The following is a 19,428-nucleotide window of genomic DNA, read 5'->3' as shown; positions in this document are numbered from 1 at the left end:
GGCTTCCAGTCCCACCAACCTGCACGTTTTGTGGTGTTCGTTTCGATATCTCGGGCTCGTATCGGGCCATCTGAACGGATGCGGGCCAACAGCTCTCCCATGAGCTTTGTATCACGGTTTCTATACCAATGGGTTTGGCCGCTTTTAATGGCGTGTTTGTAGGGTAAGGAGAAGCGAAAATCGGTAATGGGGAGAAAAGCTGCCGCGTGGGCCCAATACTCAAAAATGTCGCCATTGAGCAACATTTGATTGGTCATGGCGGGCTTAAATTTCGGCACTCTAGAGTAGAAGACATGATGGTGTGCTCGTTCTACCACCGATATAGTGTCGATCTGTACATACCCGAGGTGGTTAATGGCTTTGCGTGCCCCCGCCAAACCACGTCCATAGGGTTGAGCCTGCAACAAACCTTGTGCAGCCAGGGCAAGGCGGCGTAAACGTACCTGCTCTTGTGGGTGTTTAATTTCAATCATGGTCATACTTGCCCTATAACAACCAGGATAACCCAGTGCCGATGAGTGGCTATCCATATCAGGTGAATACTATGGTTTTCATCATACTTCGTTCTCTCTCCTTGGTTTAATACCGATCGTAGCTATGCACATCCATTTCGACCAGCCAGTGCCATAGTCAAAGGACCTCACGGCCTCAAGTCCTGCTGCTTGCAGGAAAGAGTCCAGCTGGTTAGAGGCATATCCTCGATTTTGCCAGCGCAGGGATATGAAGACTTGACCCAGTCCTTTACGAGTCACTGAACCGATCAGAGGGGCACCCGGTTTCAGGACTCGGACCATCTCACGCAGCGTTTCTATAGGATCGGCCATATGCTCTAAAACATGGGCAAATATGACCGCGTCGAAGAATTCATCGGCAAAGGGCAAGCTCTTGATATCTCCCCATCTCAAATCGAGAGTCCTGCAGCGATTTTCCAGAATCTGTTGAGCGTGGGTCAACATGGGGTGAGAAATATCGACGCCAGAGACATGAGCGGGCTGATTGACGCTATCTAACAGTGCCAGACTGAAGGCTCCTGTTCCCACCCCACAGTCGAGAACGTGAGATGTCTGGTCAACATGGCTCAAGCAGGTACGCACTGCATGGTTGTTGAACAGCAGCTGATAATCGTGGAGCTGCCCCAGACGGGCCAAATTGTCCTGCCATTGAGGGGCAGATGCATCGTAGATCGAGCGAAGGGTGTCGATAGTAGGAGCAGTTCTCCAGCGGTCTAATGTGGGGATTGTTGTATTTAATGGCATGGCTAAATCGCCCCCTTGTTGCAGAGGGTTAAACGCTTTGTTGATTTGATTTAATGGATGGAAAGCTGTGGCGACCCTAGAACAGGGGTTTGAACGTTCGGGCAGAATGGCGCTGAATTAAGGCTTCGACGGTGAGCTCAGCCGAACGGCTGGTGGGCAGTGCCTAACCCTGGTGTGAGGCAACGCTCATCTTCTATACGCCCCGATTCATGAGGCGTTGAGCGCGTGACCGATGATGCCTGAGGCACCGGCAATAAAGATTCTCATGGTTGTTTCTACTTCAGAAAAGATTTAGTTATGGGTGAGTCAATCTCTTACATCTCAGCTGGAAGATTGCTGAGCTTATCCGGATTGCGAACGGCATACAGTCGATAGATATGCCCTGCATGGACATCAATGGTGAGTGCTGTTGCCAGTTGACCATTTTCATAGATGAGGAGACCAGAAGAGCCATTGAATCGCAACCACAACGTTTGAATTGCGATCGCGTTTCGCTGATAGCGACCAAACACAGAGACAAAAAATTTAGCGACTTTTTCAGCTCCGCAAAGGATACTGGGCAATGCTTCCACCTGACCGCCACCATCGGAATATAGTTCCACTTGGTTGGCAAGTAAGGTAACAAGCCGATCTAGCTCACCCTGTCTAGCTGCACTGATAAAGGCTTCCAGCAGGGTTTGGTGTTCTTCTGGAGTGGTTTGAAAGCGGGGGCGATGCTCACGAATATGTTTGCGTGCGCGGGTAGCCAACTGACGACAATTAGCATTGCTTTTTCCTAATATGTTGGCAATCTCATTAAAACTCAGATTGAACACATCATGCAGCAGAAAGGCTGCTCGTTCTGAAGGAGAGAGTCGTTCCAATGCTAGAAGTAGGGCAACCGAAACCGTATCATCTAATTCTAACTGCACCCTCGGATCTTGATTAAGCTGATCGGGCAAGGGTTCTGGTAACCATTCACCGACATACAGTTCTCTGCGTACGCGGGCAGATTTAAGTTGATTCAGTGCAATCCGGCTGCACACTGTGATTAGCCATGCTCGTGGAGAATGCACTGTGCTGACATCAATCTCACACCATTTTAGGTAGGTTTCTTGCACAATATCCAAGGCACCGGACAGTTCACCTAGCATACGATAGGCGATACCCTCAAGTGTGTGGCGATTTTGCTCAAAAATTAGGGTTCTTTCGTCTGACATTTTACGTTCACTCGTTTGGATTGGACATGAGCATTGCAAAGCGCCAGCCTTGCGGCGTCAGGCGAAAAACATGGGTATATTTCTGACAAGTAGAGAATATACCATCCGTGTCATGATGTTTGTGCATTGTCACTTCTTGACGGCCAACTTCGACCGCTAAATTGCCGCTGCGCTCGATATGTAAGGGAATTTTTTGAAAACTCGCAAACTTGGTGCGACTAAAGAGTTTTTGCTCTGCTTCCAGTAAAGCGTTACGTCCAGTAATCACATCCTGTGACGGGATCAGGAGTTGAATATTATCTGCACACAGTTCAGCATAGGCTTGGGCATCACCCTTAACGATTGCGTCCGCCTGACCAGCCCGCAGGAAGTTGATTTGCTGCTTATCATACTCACTGAACTCACCTTGCCAAACAGGAGAGACTGTCCGATTAAGTAAATCGTCTATTTGTTGTTGAGCACAAGAAATGGCCTTTTCTTTTGTTTGCTGGTCCAGGGTCAGTCCGTCTAGGGCAACGACATCTACTGCATCAATGCCGATAAACGCTAGTATTTTTCTAAGATAGGTTGTCTGAAAATCGTCTGTAGGCGAGGATTTACTACCCCGAGCCGTAATCAACGTAGCCGTCTTGCCGGTCAACAGGCCACGATAGTTACCCTGTCGGACTTCAAAGGTGAGACCGGCTCGCACAACGTGATCGAAATAGGCTTTAAGTGTGGATGGCAGGGTCAGGTTATAAAGGGGGCTACCGATAAGCAGATGATCGGCACGTTTAAGTTCATCAATCAAGGTATCGGACAGCGTTCTGTTGCTTGATAGCTCATCGGCATGCTGGAATGCTTTGATTGTTTCATTGGTAATATGGGGGATGGGATTGCTCGCCAGACAGCGGTGAATGACCTTATCTTCTGGATTATGGCTTAGCCACTTAGTTTGAAAATAGTCTGCAAGGACTCGAGTATTTGAACCGTTTATGCGGGCACTCGCATCAATACGCAGTAGTGTCTTCATGGATAGCTTTTGGTGTCTACTATCTATAAGACAATTCAAGTTTGAACTATGTGACAGGATTTAAGATCGAGCGTCACTATGCTGAGGTTTGTGCTGCTATGGTTTGGTAAAACTGGGTGATGTCCTGGCGCGATCGCAAATGGTAAACCTGCTTTGTTGCTTTCGCTGCTTCCACATAGGTCCGATACCTGGGTGTGAGCTTTGTGTGACATAGCCAGACCGTGTTGTAAGACGTCAGCGTGCCTTTCACCAGGGGACTATTGTCGGGCCAACCTTCTGGGGGGACCCATACCCCTTTGATAAATCGCTTTGTCACCCACCAGTAATGACGCAGCACCGGCATATCGAGATAGACCAGGGTATCGGCTACGTCCAGCCGTTGCCACACCGTATCCATCGACCCGAACCCATCAACGATCCATTGATCCTGTTGCAGTAGTTCATCATGGGCAGCTTTGAATTCAGTATGGGGTACCTTCTCACCGCCGGGTCTATATTGCATCAAATCGAGCGGTACCAGCGGTAATCCAGTGATTTTGGCTAACCGTTTGCTCAGGGTGGATTTACCACCACCGGTATTGCCAAATACGGCTACTCTATTCAAGGTTATCGCCTCCTTTATAGTCGGTTTATGACTTGAATGGATGTTTATCCAATTGCTGTGCAGTCTCATCATTCAATTCTACTCAGCCTTCTTGGCTACGATAAACACAATTTTCGCGTTGCCAATTGGTGACTTGTAATCACCCGGTTGCCATTGGTAATCAATCACAAACCCCGCATCCGTCAAACTTTTCTCTAAGTCTTTGATCGTAAAGACATTGACTGATGGAAACAGACCCAAGAATTTACCAACAGGTGCAATCAGCTTAAACCAAGCCATCGTATCCCCCAAGCATACTGTACTGGTGATAAAAAGTCCGCCAGGCTGAAGCATGTTATGGACCTTAGCGATTATCTCTTCCTTATTTTCTAGTAGGTGTAAAACATTCAATCCCAACACAGCATCGTAAGTTTTGTCGGGGACGCTCATCTGGTCAATGCTGGCTGGCTCAAAGGTGACGTTTTGGATGTTCTGGGCGTCGGCTTTTGCTTGGGCAATCTCAATCATGTTTGATGAGAAATCAATGGCCTGGATATGTTGCACGTAAGGGGCATGGGCAATGGCCGTCGAGCCGGTGCCGCAGCCGAACTCCAGCACTTTCATATTGGGTTGAAAATACTCTCGCGTGACCTGTAATTTTTTCTGGTAGGCGGCTTCACCCGCGATCGGTTGTCTTGAATAACCTGCGGCGACTTTGTTCCAAAATTTAGCTGAAGCGTTCATTACATTCTCCTTGATTTAATCAAATCTTTTCTTCATTCCTAGAGGCTGGGTTGAACGGAAAGAATAATGACACCTCCAGCGATCTCCATAACAAATAGCGTCAGAAGAAAGCCTGAAGGGAAACCACCTCTAAATGTGGCAATCACTCTACCCAAAGGTTGAGCCAACAAAAAGATAGCGACTAAGTTTCCGAGCATGGTATCTTCGACGCGAGTAAAGGCTAAGACACACAACAATGCTTGGGCGAGGAAAACACCCACATAGATTGCATGAAACTCACTGATGGCATTCTTTGATTTCAGTTCGTATCCCAATATAGGTGTGAGTGACATTGGTTGAAGTACCGCCCAAAGAGCGAAAAAGCCGAAGATACAACCCGTAGCTGCTAGTAGGAGCTGACGGATTAAGTCATCGTAAATCACAAATCATTCCTCTGAGTTCATTAACAAACCAGTTTGCGTCGTTTATGCTTCTTGACTCATGGCATGCCGTTTTGGAGATGGGTTACGCCACCGCCATGCTGACCAAATAACCAGGGATAGTGCGGCAATCTCCATAACTAGATGGAAGGTATCGTCTAGATCGGTGGTGCCAAAGGCCGGGACCAGCACCCCATAGAGTATCGCGACAATCATGTTGGTCCAGCGGTTGGCACTGTAGGGTAATACGCGAGACAGCAGCACCATCGCAATCGGCACTTCAATCATGACTCCACCCAACAGCAACATGTGTTCTGTGATGGGGTTGCCGTTCACGGTGCCGGTCAGAACCTCTTCCATGAATCCGGGCTCAACAAATTCGTGAATATCTCGAAAAATGATGTTGAAGAGGAAAAACATCCACAGGGTAGAGAGCTTGGCCTTCATCGCTATTGTCCGTATTTGTCTCTGTACATTTATGTTCTGTGCAGTCATTGTTCATGCTCCTTGGTTTGACTCTTTTGGTTGTTTGGGCCGGACTGGCATGACTGAAATTAGCGGTAACCCCAAATCGCGAACCTTAATCAGTACGCCGTAGAGGGCGGCCTGGTCTATTACCGGTCCAGACAGCAGCGTTTCACCATTGTCTTGGGGTGCGATGGTCCAAGACCGGCCTTCGGCCATCGCAAATCCCTCAAACCAATCGCTCCAATGGGGAGCCAGATGTCCCTTGACACAAATTTCGTACTGGGGACGACTGTCAGCGGAACGGCATAGTTGATTCATGGGAGTTGAGATCGCCTGCAACGGCTGCTTGCGTTAACAACTCAAAATTACAAATGGACGTGGGGAGCCGTAGTCCCCACATGTGGGGATTGCACGTGGGGATTTATCGATGTTTAAGATTTATGGGCAATCACGACCTTGCCTTGATGCTGGCCTGCACCAAAATACTGAATTAGCCTAGGCACCTCATTCAGAGGATAGGGACCATCAATTATCGGTTTCAACTCACCCGTTGCCAACAGTTCGTTGACATAGGCCAAATCTTTATTCGGTTGCAGACTCACCAAACACACGGTCTTCTGGGTCAACCAACGAATTATTGGCGCAAATAACAGGATCTGAAATAGTCGTGGCGTTAAACCGCCAACAGTCACGTACGTGCCACCAGGATTAAGCACGGGTAAATATTTGAAGGGAGAACGATTTGTCTTGGTATCTAAAATCAGGTCGTATTGTTCTTGACCTGCCGTGAAATCGGTTTGGGTGTAATCGATGGTGTGGATAAACCCAACTGAACGCATCAAGGCAAATTTGCTGGCACGATCGACACCAGTCACATCTTTAACCCCAATTGCATTGGCAATTTGCACCCCCAAGGTACCCACACCACCACCGGCCCCGTTGATCAGGAGTTTTTGAACCGGCTGTAGTTGCCCAGCCAATCCCTGTACAACCAACATCGCGGCATGGGGAATCGTTGCCGCCTCAGTAAAGGTCATATTCTCAGGAATTGAAGCCAGAGCGGTTTCCGGCACACACACGTACTCCGCAAAGCCCCCAAACCCACACTCGGAAATGTCGCCATAGACCGCATCACCCACGTGAATAGAATGACTTGATTTCTTCAAACTTCGTAGTATGGATCGTTAAATCAGAAATACGCATGATCACTCCAGATACTCAAGTAAGCGTTGGGTATCAATTTTTGGAGTTCCTGCTGTACGCAGGTTTTTCAAGCAAATACCTGTTGAATTGCTTGTTTTCTAACGTGACTGTTCCATGTTGCCGAAATCCTAGTCTTAAAAGACTGTTGGCACTTTTTCTGGTGACTGGCAGAAGCGCTGAAATTGCTTTAAGTTTCATTGCTCCAAACGCACGTTGGACAATTTCTTTATAGAGTATGTTGCCGATTCCCCAATGATTGGGGTGCAGGACTAAGGCGAGATCAGGATATCCATCTTCAGATTGTAAGCCACCCCAGCCTGCGAATTCATCATCAATAAAGAAAGCCCAAGGACCATATCCGTATTCTGTCCATAAAGCTTCCTTTTTGGATAGAAAAGACTCACATTCATGAACGCCAAAGTTATCGTTTGATAGTGGCATGTGCCTACGGACTAATGGGTTGTTCATTAGTTCGACTAAATCCGATATTTCGACCGTGCCTAGCTCTCTAAATTCAATATTCATATTCTGATCTTGATACCCAACGTTGATCGTCAGCGGCGCACGACCAATTTGCGGAAAAAATCGATGTAATGTTCTGTGCGTCCGCTGCACGAGTTAGTTAGCAAACACAACATAACAGATAAATCTTCAGCACTCCTCGATTTCAAGAGCATGTCAGGAGAAATAGAATATATATCTCAGAGTCATATCGGCAACACTATAGTGAATCGACTTACTGCAACCAAATAATTGAATCATAGTGTTAGCTACCCCATGATTCAATTATTTGATCTTTATCTTTCATGAAATACCACCATTCTCTTCCCTCTTTAACTCTGTAAAACAATTTAAGCTTAACTAAGCCATTCAAGACGGAAGACGCTGTATTGTATGAACAACCTAAATTTTTTTCCACATCTCGGATTGTGAAAGCAGGTGCAATACCACTTTTCGCCACTTGAAATACTGTTCTTTGTTTGTCGCTAAGCTTTTTGTAAAGACCAGAATCCCAGAGCCACTTATTAAACCTTTCAATTTCTAATGCAGCATTTTGATAAGATGATTTGAAATTTTCAATGGCTCTGATTATTATCCCACTCTGATACTCTATAAAATAAGTTAAATCCATATCATCGGTTTCTGTATAAAGGTAACTTTTGCCATATTTTATAGGTGCTTTTTTTAGCAAAACACTAATCGGAATATACCTGAATGCAGCAAAATCACTTTTAAACAAGTACCAATAGAACAGTGCTCTTGCTACACGCCCATTTCCATCTCTAAATGGATGCTCAAAGCCGATACAAAAATGTAAAACTATGGCTTTTATTAGAGGATGAAGATATGAGCTTTCTCCAATGTCATCGTGATTTGCATTGCACCATTCAACTATCGATTTAATCCTATTCTTTAATCCACTAGCTGGAGGAGGTGTATGTACAATATCCCCTTTAGAGTCAACAACATAAGTATCATCATTTCTACGAAATTGACCAGGCATATAAGTATCATCATCTATACCTTCTACACCAACCTGATGAAGTTCTTTTATAAGATCTATAGATAATGATTTATTCCTCTTTTCCCAAGCAAACATCATCATTTTAAAATTACCTAAGATCATTTTTTCACCTGCATTCCTAGGCTTTTTATTTTTTCGTATTAATTCCTTTGCTATTTTAGTAGTAGTCGCTGCTCCCTCAAGTTGACTACTACTAATCGATTCATCTTCAATCAAGTCATTCAATAAGTATTCTATTTGAGCCCTCTCCCCGATTTTACTGCTAATCCACTCTAAGGAAGCGCTTGTGGCATTTCTGTCGGTCTCTGAGATAGCCTTTTGAATAAGAGGAGTGAGGACAAAATGGCAGCTAATTGCGGGATCTCCCAACTGAATTAACGGAGACTTCTGCCTATTCCTTGCAAGCTTAACGATTGACCAGGCCAGTTCTATATCAATATTTGGCGGTACCCGATATCTCAGCTCATCAAAATGGAGATACCTTCCCTTCTTGTCAATAGGGGTAAAAAACTCCAAATACTCATTTAGCTTATCAGGACTATCAGAGGCTATAACTGAAAAAGGATCTGCCTCAATCTTCGGAGGACGCTTGATATTCATTATCTCAAATTAAACATATTTTGAGATAATTATAGGCGATAATGCAAATTCAATCTCAAAATTTATAGTTTCTGAGATAATTGTGGCAGATGCCTGAAAGTTATGATTGGCTAACTATTATGTAGAGGGAAAGTTTCCATCTAAGATCCTGATATGGGATCTTAGATGGAAATATTTCAGCCTAAGATCCTGTCTGAGGTGAATAGGTGGAAATTCGTCAGTCTAATACCTCGATATGGGTGATTAGGTAGACGCATTCAGTATAATCGCCATCCCAAACCCTGAGATTATCGGGTTGGTATTGGGGCGATCGCCTAAATCAGGTCTAGCTCTGTGGCTCGTTTCACAGCAGCTCGACGATTGGTGACATTGAGTTTGCTGTAAATCCGCTTGGTGTGGGTACGCACGGTACTCAAGGCTACGACCAGTTCACCGGCGATTTCTGGACCGGAGAGTTCGGTATTAAGCAATCGCAGAACGTCCAGCTCGCGCTGGCTGAGGGGTTCGATCAACGGTTGGGGCGTAGGGGAAAGGGGGAAGGGGGAAGGGACGTTGGGCTTTTCTCCCCAAGTTTTTAATGCGGTCAATAGCTGTTGGGTATAAGCGGGGGTGATGCTGAGGGTCATGGCCTCTTGTAACAGTCGCGCCATTGGGGGACCGCACTCTGCAAAGATCCGAACATGGCCCTCCGGTTCGCCCAGGGTTAAGGCGCGTTCTAGGGATGATAGGGCAGCCGATAAATCTCCCTGGGCCTCATTTGCCAGAGCCAGAACCACCAAGATTTTGATCACGCTGCCCGTGCGGTTCTTGGCTTCTGCGGCGCTCAGCAGTCGAGACAGAAGACTAATGACCGGATCGATTACCCCATTTGTACTGTCTCGCCGGTACTGCACAATTAAGACTCTTGCTAGGGTCAGGTGTTCATATTCTCTTAGATAATCTGGCTTATCGTCTACCGATAAACTAATCTCCTCCAACCAGCTCAGTGCGATCGCCAGTCGGCCCTGCTGCAACCACCATCTCACCATCAATGCCTCAATCGGGCGGATATTCGGCAGCGGCGATCGTCGATATAGCTGCGCGGCCTTCTGAAGTTGCTCAAGGGCCTTGTCTAAATCCCCCTCAGCCGCTTTCAATTGTGCTTTAACCAGCCACAAAAAATAGTCAAACCCCGATGTCGAACCCTGCTTCCGCAGCTCCTCACCCGTTTGCAGCAGCTGATGGGCCGTGTCTAAATGCCCCTGTTCGTAGTAAAGCTCGCTTAACACCAAATATAAATCCGCTGTCCCCTGCAAAATCGGTTCCGGCTGTTGATCTGCCAGCTGTAGGGCTTGATGACAGGCTGCGATCGCAACTTGCAGCCACCCCTGGGCTAACCCCATCTGGGCAAGCACTGAGGTTGCACAAATTGCAATCCGAACACTACCCATCTTTTGAAACAGCTTCAACCCCTCAGCAAAGGATTGATACGCCGCTGCAGCATCGCCACTTGTCCAGTAGGCCAAACCGAGGAAAGAGGCGGTTACACCCCGTTCGCTATCGTCCTCGGAGGGTAACAGTGCTAAAGCCTGCTCGGCATGGGCAATGGCTCCAGCAAAGTCGCCCAGCGCCTGGGCGTGAAAGGCACGGGCATTGGCAATGGTAGCCGGTAGAGATCGATATTGTTGTTCTACTTCTGAATTCTTGACCGCAGTCAGTGCGTGTTCAGCGTCCTGTAAACGGTCTTCAACCGAGTCTATCTGTCCAGTATTCAGCAGTGCGATCGCATAGGCCACACTTAGAATAGGACGGACTCGAATAAGCAAATCCGGTAGCGCTTTTAGCCAGCCCAGCACCGTTCTCTCCTGCTGACGGTTGCGCATCGCGGGCCATACCTGCTCAATTAAACCTGCCGCATGTTCAAAGTCTTTAGCGGCCAGGGCATGGCGAATCGCATCAGAAAATAGCTCATTCTGTTCATACCATTTACTCGCCTGTCCGTGCAAAACGGGCATCTGTTCCGGACACTCTTTTAGGGCATGGGCCTGAAGCACATCAGCAAACAAATGATGATAGCGGTACCATTGGCGCTTGTTGTCTAGCGGAATAATGAACAGATTTCCCCGCTCCAGCGTTTCTAACATGCTCTGACCGTTGTTTTGGCCAGTGACCGCATCACAAAGAGAACCACTTAAACGGTCTAAAAGGGAGGTCTGCAACAGAAAGTGACGGACACGATCCGGTTGGCGCTGCAAGACTTCTTCTAGCAGATAGTCCACAATATAGCGATCGTCTCCCGAAAAAGCCGCCACAAAATCAGAGACATCCTCACGTCCTTGTAGGGATAGCGCCGCCAGCTGCAGCCCGGCAATCCAGCCTTCGGTCCGCTGCTCTAACGCAGCAACGTCGCCCACTGAAATCTCTAAACCCATCCCTTGGTTTAGAAAAGCCGCCGCCTCGTCCGGCGTGAACCGCAGGTCGCTGACCCTCAGCTCAGTCAGCTCTCCATGAGACCTTAAACGTGCTAGAGACAAGGGTGGGTCGGCACGGCTGGCGATAATCAGATGCACTTGGGTCGGCAAATGGCTGAGAAAAAAGCCGATCCCATCATGAATGGCCTGAGTCTCAATTGAATGGTAGTCATCTAGCACTAGAGCAACATCCGCCTTAATAACCGTCAGTTCGTTGAGCAGCAGCAGCAAAATCGCTTCTATTTCGGGGGGCTGAGATGATTGCACTAATGAGAGTGCCCGCTTACCGATATTAGGCTGAATGCTTTGCAGCGCAGTAATCACATAGGTCCAGAAGCTAGCTGGAGTATTGTCACTCCGGTCTAAGGAAACCCAGGCAACGGATCGCTTAGGTAAAGCTGAAATCCACTCTGACAGCAGCGTTGTTTTGCCAAAACCTGCTGGAGCTGAGATCAGTGTTAATTTACGCTTCGGGTAGATGCGATCGATCAGCATCGGGCGCGAAACCCGATCAGTAGTCCATTGGGGGAGATAGAGCTTGGTCTCCAGCAGAGGGATTCCTGCAGTCATAGGCTCACCAACGCAGTTATGACTATATCATCACGCTTCTAGAGACCGCTTGCAAAATGATTACAGGTTAAATTCAGGGATTTTTCTAACTATATAGAGTCTCCGCTTACTTCTGGGTGGGGTTTCGAAACTCATGGACCGGCATTCCAGCGATGCCCCAATCTTCAGTAGCCACCTCATCAATCACTACAAATGTGGTATTAGGAGATTTGTTCAACACAGTCACGAGAAGATCCGTAACGCCTTTAATCAGGGCGGTCTTTTGCTGAGGTGTAGCTCCCTCTCGGGTGATTCTGATATTCACGTAGGGCATGTTATTTCTCCTGCCAATTCAGTTGGTTTGGTCGGCTGTTTAGATCGCGCATTGATCTGGTGTGTATAGTGAAAAACTTTCGAGATAATCTGCCATTTGCCATGGATTTTGATCAGGGCTAAGAGATCGATATAGTCTTTTGAAAACAATGAGCTGCGCATGCGAGCGAGAGCGGTTACGTCGCCGACAACCTCAATTGAATCGATGGCAAAACCATAGGTTTCACCCAAAGATTCAGGTGAAATCTGCTGTTCAACAATCGGAAAATAGGTCTTCATATCGAGGTGCAGCAGCTCTCCACTCGATGCTGTGAAGTATTGAGCACTGGGATGAAAGCCTTGGGCTAAAAGCTCGGTATCACAACGATAGAGAGCGTCATAATATTTCTTGAGCACCTCAACACTGGCTGAGTAACCCATTGCTGGTTGCTCGTCTACGTGGACTTGATGCATTGTTCCTCCTTATGCCGAGTTGGTGCATCTGAAAGCGAACAATTTGACAATAACTCTTTACTCAAAAAGGATAAATAGCAAATTTATTGAAAGTCTTTTTACTTATAGTGAATAATATAAATGCGAGCTTAGTGATCAGCTTTTATGGATAAATTAGTGGCGTTGCAAGTCTTTAGACGGGTGATTGAGTTAGAAAGCTTTAGTCGTGCTGCCGAGGATTTGCACCTATCCAACGCAGCCGTTAGTAAAAATGTGCGCGAACTGGAACAATCACTCAAGACTCAGCTGATTCAGCGGACCACCCGACGATTGAGTCTGACAGAGACTGGACAGCTCTATTTCCAGAAGGTTTGTTCGATTTTGGATGAACTGGCGACGGTTGAGGAGACAGTTGCCGATCTCACGGTTAAGCCCCACGGGCTGTTGCGGGTAACGGCACCGATGTCGCTGGGGTTAACCCATGTGGCCACAGCCATTTATCAATTTCAATTGGCGTATCCAGATATTCAGTTGGACCTAACTCTTTGCGATCGCTACGTTGATTTGATCGAGGAGGGATTTGATGTGGGGATTAGGGGGAGCGGCGCTACCCCAGATAGCAGTCTGGTGATGCATCGCATCTGCGAGTTCCCACGTGTGGTCTGTGCGTCACCCGCTTATCTTCAGCAGTATGATGAACCGGGAGCGCCGGATGAGTTGAAGCATCACCAGTGCGTCATTTATAGTCTGGCGAGATCGCCCTATGAGTGGCGTTTTTGGCAAGGAGATGAAACCATCGTCGCCCATGTCGATGGGGCGGTAAAGGTAAACAATAGCCTAGCGGCTAGTCAAGCCGCTGTCGCTGGACTCGGGATCATTTTTCTACCCATCTTTGTGGCATCAGAGGCATTAAAACAAGGGACGTTGCAAATTATCTTGCAAGAATGGTCTACAGAACCATTGAGCTTGTATGCGATCTGTCCCAAACATCGTCAACGCTCTAGGAAGCTACAAGCATTTATAGACTTTATATCACATGCACTTGCATCGATTACGAGGAAGGGAGCATCTGCTAAATCAGCTCTAGCTCTGTCGCCCGTTTCACCGCAGCCCGACGGTTAGTAACATTGAGTTTGCCGTAAATCCGTTTGGTATGTGTGCGTACGGTACTCAGGGCCACCATCAGTTCACGGGCGATTTCTGGTCCGGACAGTTCGGTGCTGAGCAGTCGGAGCACATCCAGTTCCCGCTGGCTGAGGGGTTCGATGAGGGGGTGTGGAGAAGAGACAGCAGCGTTTCACCACTCAGCAACAGCTGGCTGGCAGCCAACCGATCGCCTTGTTCGTAGCGCACTTCGCTCAAGGCCAAATACAGTTCTGGCGTGCCCGGCAGCACCATCTTGGGCCGCCAGGGCATGGTGAATCGCATCGGCGAACAGCCCTTGCTGTTCATACCACTCGCTGGCCCGAGCGTGTAACATTGGCAGACGGTCTGGCTGTTCTGCCAGGGCATGGGCCTGGAGTACATCGGCAAACAGGTGGTGATAGCGATACCACTGGCGCTTGTTGTCTAGTGGGATGACGAACAGGTTGCGACGCTCTAGATCAACCAGCACGTTCTGACTGCTGGGGCTGCCGGTATTGCCAAAGACGGCATCACAGAGAGAACCGCTCAAGCGTTCCAGAATAGACGTTTGCAATAAAAAGTGACGGACTTTTTTAGATTGACGTTGAAGAACCTCTTCGATCAGATAGTCCACGATGTAGCGGTCATCGCCGGAAAAGGCAGCGACAAAGCCGGAAATATCGTCTCGCCCCTGCATAGAAAGGGCTGCGAGCTGTAGTCCGGCAATCCAGCCTTCGGTACGCTGCTCCAGCACTGCCACATCCGCCGCTGAGATCTCTATGCCCATGACTTGGTTGAACGATCTCTCGTACAGAGAACAATCTCAGCCAAGTGCCTTTCGAGGTCCTGCATCATGGGTGTGGTGTCATCGACAATGCCGATATCAGTATTAATCTGAAACGCAATGGCGACGTCATAATCTGGATAATAACGGAGGCTGGAACTGTATCCGGGTATCCAGCCACCATGACCATAAACGGGGCCAAAGGGACTGGTACGATAAATTCCCACACCGCTGCCATACTGGATGTCATTCGTGTCGGGGCTAATAGAGACTGCGTTGAGTAGCTCATCCAGATAAGGGCCAGACATTGCGATCCCGCCAAATAACGCGGCTCCCCAGCGAGCCAAATCGCGAGAATTGCTGATCAACCCGCCGCCCGTCCACTCAAATCCGGGATGCCACGCCATCATCCCGTCCGCTGTGGTCGTTTTGCGAGGAAAGCCGAAAGGGTTATCTATTGCCATGTACCCTGCGGCTAATCCCGGCAGAAAACGGCGGTCGGAGGGCGATGTCAGCGTCAGCCCGAGCGGTGTCAGAAATCGGTCTTGAAGTTCATCGTAGTAGCGTCTACCCGTTGCGGCTTCAATCGCGAGTCCGGCCACTATGTATCCGGTGTCGCTATAGGCCCAGCCTTCCCCTGCTTCGAATAGGGGAGGCTGATCCAACACAAATTCAATTAAAGATTCTGGTGGAAATGGATTGCCGAGTTCCTGCCAGCGACGAGAAACAGCCGCTGCAAAGCTGGCCAAATAGACATGGTCAGGCAGGCCCGAACGGTGGTTGAGCAGCTGGCGCAAAGTGATGTCGTCATCGTGGTTGGGGAGTCGGGAGAACCAGGGTCGATCGCTCAACCACTGGGATATGGGAGCATCCAGATCCAGAAGACCTCCTGGGCGAGCGAGATCGCAGTGACCCCCACAAAGGTTTTACCAATACTGGCTGCCAGCATGCGCGATCGCACCGTCATCGGTGTCCCCGCTTCGATATCCGCTACCCCCGTGGCGGCCATCCCCACGGTGCCATCTGGCAAAGCGTAAGCCGCCGTTGCTCCTGGGAATCCGTACTGTTGCTGAGCATCATCCAGTGCTGATTGGACAGCCTGCGTGAGATCAGTGGCAGCTATGGGGCGGTGTGGGACGGCTATCAGCAGCAGACCCAGGCAAAGCAGCAGCAACCAGAATGCTGAGCGCGCCACCCGTTTTTTCTCCAAGACTAAGGGCCAGAAGCGATAGTGAACACGCTGCCCTCGATAGAACCTAACGATACGCTTCAGTGTAGACAGACTCACGGTCTGGTTTCCTCAGTGAGATCTCCCGTGAGATCTCCTGGCCTCCCTCTCTTGGCAGTGAGAGGAACGACCCGCATTACCGCACCGGCTTTGCGGAACATGGTTTTGCGGTTGAGCGCAATAATCACGAGAGCAGCTGCCCAAAAGAAAACGATGTCGTAGGGCTGAGCATCAGGCCAAATCGGATTAATGAGCTGCCAGTGAAACAGGAAGACCAGCAAGATACTCCCTCGCGATGCATTGAACAACGGCGTGACAATCAGGCTCAGGGCCACCGAACCGAGCAAAAAAGGGGTGAATGACCAGGCGCTTTGCGGTGTGCCACTCAACAGAAAGGCGGGCAGATGCCAGATGCCCCAGATAATCCCCAATATCAGTCCGGCCCAGATGGGCGCAAACCGCCGTTGCAGCAGCGGCAATGCTAACCCGCGCCAGCCAAATTCTTCAATCGGGCCCAGGATCAGGGTAATGGCGATGGCTGCCAGCAGTGCTGGCAACGAGGTAAATGGGAATGGATCGGTAAAAAGGTTGCCCTTTACGGCAGCCCCGGCGTAGAACAGTAGCGGCACACCCAATAAAAAGGCGTACCAGACCGGATGGCACTGCCAGAGTAACATCCGCGATAGGTAACGCCGTAAGCCTGGTAGCTCAGCGTGGTAGGTGATGACGATAAACGCTGCGATCGCGGGGCTCCACACAGCCAAGATAAAGAGCGGATGGTGCCCACTTAGCTGGCCAAACATCGCTGTCATTGGCCCCGGCAGTAGGATATAAAAGGCCAAAATCCCCCAGGCTACGCCGAAGGTAATCAACAGAAAAGGGGCCAGGGCGATCAAGGGAACCGGGTATCGATGGGCACCTGCTGAGTCAATGGCCATGAGATTGTCCTCGACTAAAAGTTAGGGAGTTGCGATCGCGGCAATATCGTCGCCTCTAAGCTGATCATGGGCAGCTATGACGTTGTTATCCGTGGAGTGAATGCGACCAGTCTGCAATCACGCGCTCAGCAAAGCCTGAAACACTCCCCCTGAGAGCGTTTATTGATAGTCAGCGAGTCTCCTAGTTTAGACTAGGCCAGCGCCTCTGTCAGTTAGGCTAGCGTAAATGAATAGGGGTAGTGAAAGCCTGTAAATTTCGTTCAAATACCTAGAAATATTACCTACAAAAACTTGTGAGAATTGCCTTTGGGCAACAATTCTTATTTTGAAGTAGAAACAATCACTTTCCAGCTAACGACTTAAGAGCAGCAGCAGCAGACAACCTCAGCATCTCCACCAATATCTCTCGTCCGTCCGCTTCATCGACTTGTTATGCTGCGTCCTTTTCACCTCGATGCCTGTGTTGAGATCATACGGCTCCCCCCAACTGTCCTGTCACAAACGCCAGAGTCTTCTCCACTAACTCAGACCCCGCTTTTTCGGGTGATCCAACATCAAATGGCGGTGCAGGATTATACTCAATCGCCAGTTGAACCATCTTAGCTGCTTCCTCTCCCCGCAGTACTTTAGCGACCGTCAGACCAAAATCAATGCCTGCTGTCACGCCACCACCCGAGATCCGATTACCATCGACGATGACTCGTTCGGTTCCAACTTCAACACCCAACTTGGCGAGTTCTTCCCGCATCGCCCAATGGGTTGCAGCACGATACCCTTGTAGCAGTCCTGCCTTAGCCAAAAACATAGATCCACCACACACTGAAGTGATGAACTGAGCTGTGTTCCCCTGTTTCTTCAGAAATTCCAGCACTTCTGGATCATCTACGATCATCATTTGCTTCAAACCACCACCAATACAAAGCACGTCCAACGACGGACAATCTGCAAAGGTTGTATCTGGGACAACTACCATGCCATCATCGGCTTCAATCGGCTCTAGCGCTTTCCAGATACGATGGAGTTTAATGCCAGAAAGCGCACTAAATACGGTCTGCGGTCCTACGATATCAAGGGTGGTCATGCCAGGATAGATCACCAAGCCAACGGTATACGGTTGTAAATCACTCATACAACGGTCCTCCTAGTAACAGTTACTACGAAATCTTCTTCTATACTAGGAATGACAATCCATTGCGCCTAGTCCTCGATCGAGTACTCTTTCCACCACAACATTCACGGCATGTTAAATAGAATTGCAGCCGGTTTGCCAATTATGGAGGCACAAGGCAGCGGACAATTCATCAATACGGCCTGAAAGGGAGACACAACGGCTAAAGCGTATCTAGGACAGCTTCTATAGCTCTTAACCCTCGTAAATGATACTCAATTTTGTTTCGGTCGAGTCTCATCAAAGCCTGAACTTGTTTGTGGCAACGGTGCCAAAAAGGAACCCAGCGATAAGCGGTTAATCCGACATGAAAAGCACTGTGTCGCTTTTGGTTAAGGCCTTGAGTTTCGGGTCTAGCAATATACTTTTGCAACGCCTTCTGTTTAAGCCGCTGTCCCTGAGTGGTCGCACAAGTATAGGCAATGGCGATTAAGAGCACCATGGTCATAAATCGCCTGCCCTCAACTCGCGTTTTTTCGAGGCAGTAGCCCCCTAATTTTAGGTCACGAAACAGTTCCTCTATGGAGAACCTCTTCTGATATCCTGAGATCGCCGCATCCAGGCTATCGAAGTTGGTGAGAATATACCAAGGTTCGTCAGGTGCAAAGCCCTGGTAACGTCGCTTCCATTTTCCCGCGACCTGAACCGGTCCAAACCCTTTGCTTTCGGTGACCGTAATTTGATTGAAAAAACAGCTCATTCCTGGTGTGAGTTCAAGCTCAGAGAGGGCTATCCAGTCATCATTATTGGACTGAATGTGGGTTGATTTCTTCTGCCGCAGACAAAAGTAACACTGCTGCTCACCCAGCCAACAGGCCAAGTCTACCGAGCAAAACTCTCGGTCACCGAGTACCACTACCTTGTAGTCTGAGAGTCTCGATAAGGCTACTCGCAGTACTTTACGCTGAGTCCTGAGGTTGCTATTACCCAGATTCTTTAGCCGTTGCCAATAGAGCGGAATGGCTCGGTTTCGCCAGATCAAACTCACCATCAACAAATTGATCTGCCCCCAACTTGTGCGGTCGATAGCCACGTACACGGTGCTACCTCTAGTCACCTGCTGATGCCTTAGGAAAACGGTGAATAGGCCCAGCCAGAGACGATTTACATCCATGGCACCCAGCATAAGGAACCGTTGTACTTTTTTCGCCGACTTTCAAATAGAATCGGCAGCGGCAGGGCCTCAGCTATGGTCTCTAGTCGCACATCACGGATCGTGTGCACGACCGTGACTAACAATGACAGTAACAACGACTGACGGGCACTGAGCTTCTTCTCTAGATAGCTTTGGTAGATTGACGGTATCATAGGTCGTGATAGGTCGTGTTCGTAAAACTAGCCTATCTTTTTTTATCTACCCATTCTTAACCACTGAAGTTATAGGCCTTTCAGCAGTTGTGTAACCCCGTCAG

The 19,428-nt window shown here is 48.7% G+C and carries 22 protein-coding genes and 1 pseudogene; 1 reads left to right on the top strand and 22 read right to left on the bottom strand.

What is annotated here, in order from left to right:
* The 15 genes from N836_RS57400 to N836_RS57335 form a co-directional block, all read right to left on the bottom strand.
* A partial coding sequence (locus N836_RS57400) for a DNA glycosylase AlkZ-like family protein (protein WP_036053793.1) occupies positions 1-473 on the bottom strand: 473 nt, incomplete at its 3' end.
* A gap of 81 nt (positions 474-554) precedes the next feature.
* Positions 555-1,256: a class I SAM-dependent methyltransferase gene (locus tag N836_RS57395; protein WP_023073892.1), complete on the bottom strand. Its 702-nt coding sequence runs from the start codon at positions 1,254-1,256 to the stop codon at positions 555-557.
* Positions 1,257-1,570: 314 nt separating this feature from the next.
* On the bottom strand, positions 1,571-2,455 hold the full coding sequence (gene sigJ, locus N836_RS57390; protein WP_023073891.1) for an RNA polymerase sigma factor SigJ: 885 nt from the start codon (positions 2,453-2,455) through the stop codon (positions 1,571-1,573).
* A gap of 7 nt (positions 2,456-2,462) precedes the next feature.
* Positions 2,463-3,467, bottom strand: coding sequence for an NAD(P)H-dependent oxidoreductase (locus N836_RS73520; protein WP_023073890.1), 1,005 nt, complete (start codon positions 3,465-3,467; stop codon positions 2,463-2,465).
* A gap of 76 nt (positions 3,468-3,543) precedes the next feature.
* Positions 3,544-4,071 carry an adenylate kinase-like kinase gene (locus N836_RS57385; protein ID WP_023073889.1) on the bottom strand — a complete coding sequence of 176 codons (528 nt, stop codon included), beginning with the start codon at positions 4,069-4,071 and terminating at the stop codon, positions 3,544-3,546.
* Between the two features lie 78 nt (positions 4,072-4,149).
* A complete protein-coding gene (locus N836_RS57380) occupies positions 4,150-4,794 on the bottom strand; it encodes a class I SAM-dependent methyltransferase (protein ID WP_023073888.1) in 645 nt (214 codons plus the stop codon).
* Between the two features lie 38 nt (positions 4,795-4,832).
* The gene (locus N836_RS57375) at positions 4,833-5,216 is read right to left on the bottom strand and encodes a DUF4345 family protein (protein WP_023073887.1); all 384 of its coding nucleotides are present in this window, start codon (positions 5,214-5,216) and stop codon (positions 4,833-4,835) included.
* 42 nt (positions 5,217-5,258) lie between these two features.
* A complete protein-coding gene (locus N836_RS57370) occupies positions 5,259-5,660 on the bottom strand; it encodes a DUF6326 family protein (RefSeq protein ID WP_023073886.1) in 402 nt (133 codons plus the stop codon).
* Positions 5,661-5,711: 51 nt separating this feature from the next.
* Positions 5,712-5,999: a hypothetical protein gene (locus tag N836_RS57365; RefSeq protein WP_023073885.1), complete on the bottom strand. Its 288-nt coding sequence runs from the start codon at positions 5,997-5,999 to the stop codon at positions 5,712-5,714.
* A 113-nt stretch (positions 6,000-6,112) separates the two neighbouring features.
* Complete coding sequence (locus N836_RS57360) at positions 6,113-6,820, bottom strand: NAD(P)-dependent alcohol dehydrogenase (protein WP_023073884.1); 708 nt, start codon at positions 6,818-6,820, stop codon at positions 6,113-6,115.
* A 97-nt stretch (positions 6,821-6,917) separates the two neighbouring features.
* Positions 6,918-7,499, bottom strand: a complete 582-nt coding sequence (locus N836_RS57355; RefSeq protein WP_200867436.1) for a GNAT family N-acetyltransferase — start codon at positions 7,497-7,499, stop codon at positions 6,918-6,920.
* 151 nt (positions 7,500-7,650) lie between these two features.
* A complete protein-coding gene (locus N836_RS57350; protein WP_023073882.1) occupies positions 7,651-9,009 on the bottom strand; it encodes a Fic family protein in 1,359 nt (452 codons plus the stop codon).
* A 314-nt stretch (positions 9,010-9,323) separates the two neighbouring features.
* Complete coding sequence (locus N836_RS57345; protein ID WP_023073881.1) at positions 9,324-12,029, bottom strand: LuxR C-terminal-related transcriptional regulator; 2,706 nt, start codon at positions 12,027-12,029, stop codon at positions 9,324-9,326.
* 106 nt (positions 12,030-12,135) lie between these two features.
* Complete coding sequence (locus tag N836_RS57340; protein ID WP_023073880.1) at positions 12,136-12,342, bottom strand: tautomerase family protein; 207 nt, start codon at positions 12,340-12,342, stop codon at positions 12,136-12,138.
* Complete coding sequence (locus tag N836_RS57335; RefSeq protein WP_023073879.1) at positions 12,330-12,794, bottom strand: nuclear transport factor 2 family protein; 465 nt, start codon at positions 12,792-12,794, stop codon at positions 12,330-12,332. The genes N836_RS57340 and N836_RS57335 overlap by 13 nt, the downstream gene beginning before the upstream one ends.
* 144 nt (positions 12,795-12,938) lie before the next feature.
* Between N836_RS57335 and N836_RS57330 the strand changes: the two genes are divergently transcribed.
* Complete coding sequence (locus tag N836_RS57330) at positions 12,939-13,895, top strand: LysR family transcriptional regulator (protein WP_023073878.1); 957 nt, start codon at positions 12,939-12,941, stop codon at positions 13,893-13,895.
* On the opposite strand, the gene N836_RS74745 is transcribed toward N836_RS57330, so the two are convergent.
* From N836_RS74745 to N836_RS74740, 7 genes and pseudogenes are all read right to left on the bottom strand, one after another.
* Positions 13,846-14,010 (bottom strand): helix-turn-helix transcriptional regulator, encoded by a 165-nt coding sequence (locus N836_RS74745; RefSeq protein ID WP_161634990.1) that lies wholly within the window; start codon positions 14,008-14,010, stop codon positions 13,846-13,848. The genes N836_RS57330 and N836_RS74745 overlap by 50 nt on opposite strands.
* A gap of 60 nt (positions 14,011-14,070) precedes the next feature.
* A complete protein-coding gene (locus N836_RS57325; protein WP_023073877.1) occupies positions 14,071-14,685 on the bottom strand; it encodes a hypothetical protein in 615 nt (204 codons plus the stop codon).
* Positions 14,676-15,877 (bottom strand): annotated as a pseudogene (locus N836_RS57320) (serine hydrolase domain-containing protein). Before N836_RS57320 ends, N836_RS57325 begins: the two are co-directional and overlap by 10 nt.
* 89 nt (positions 15,878-15,966) lie before the next feature.
* On the bottom strand, positions 15,967-16,848 hold the full coding sequence (locus N836_RS57315; RefSeq protein WP_023073874.1) for a type II CAAX endopeptidase family protein: 882 nt from the start codon (positions 16,846-16,848) through the stop codon (positions 15,967-15,969).
* A 469-nt stretch (positions 16,849-17,317) separates the two neighbouring features.
* A complete protein-coding gene (locus tag N836_RS57310) occupies positions 17,318-17,977 on the bottom strand; it encodes a DJ-1/PfpI family protein (RefSeq protein ID WP_023073873.1) in 660 nt (219 codons plus the stop codon).
* A 202-nt stretch (positions 17,978-18,179) separates the two neighbouring features.
* Positions 18,180-19,130: an IS4 family transposase gene (locus tag N836_RS57305; RefSeq protein ID WP_051394517.1), complete on the bottom strand. Its 951-nt coding sequence runs from the start codon at positions 19,128-19,130 to the stop codon at positions 18,180-18,182.
* A complete protein-coding gene (locus N836_RS74740; RefSeq protein WP_071789022.1) occupies positions 19,121-19,324 on the bottom strand; it encodes a hypothetical protein in 204 nt (67 codons plus the stop codon). The genes N836_RS57305 and N836_RS74740 overlap by 10 nt, the downstream gene beginning before the upstream one ends.
* Positions 19,325-19,428: the final 104 nt, after the last annotated feature.

This window comes from Leptolyngbya sp. Heron Island J (assembly GCF_000482245.1).
Taxonomy (GTDB): Bacteria; Cyanobacteriota; Cyanobacteriia; order Phormidesmidales; family Phormidesmidaceae; genus Leptothoe.
The sequence above is the reverse complement of the archived record's forward strand: the minus strand, read 5'-3'. Positions and strand labels throughout refer to the sequence as shown.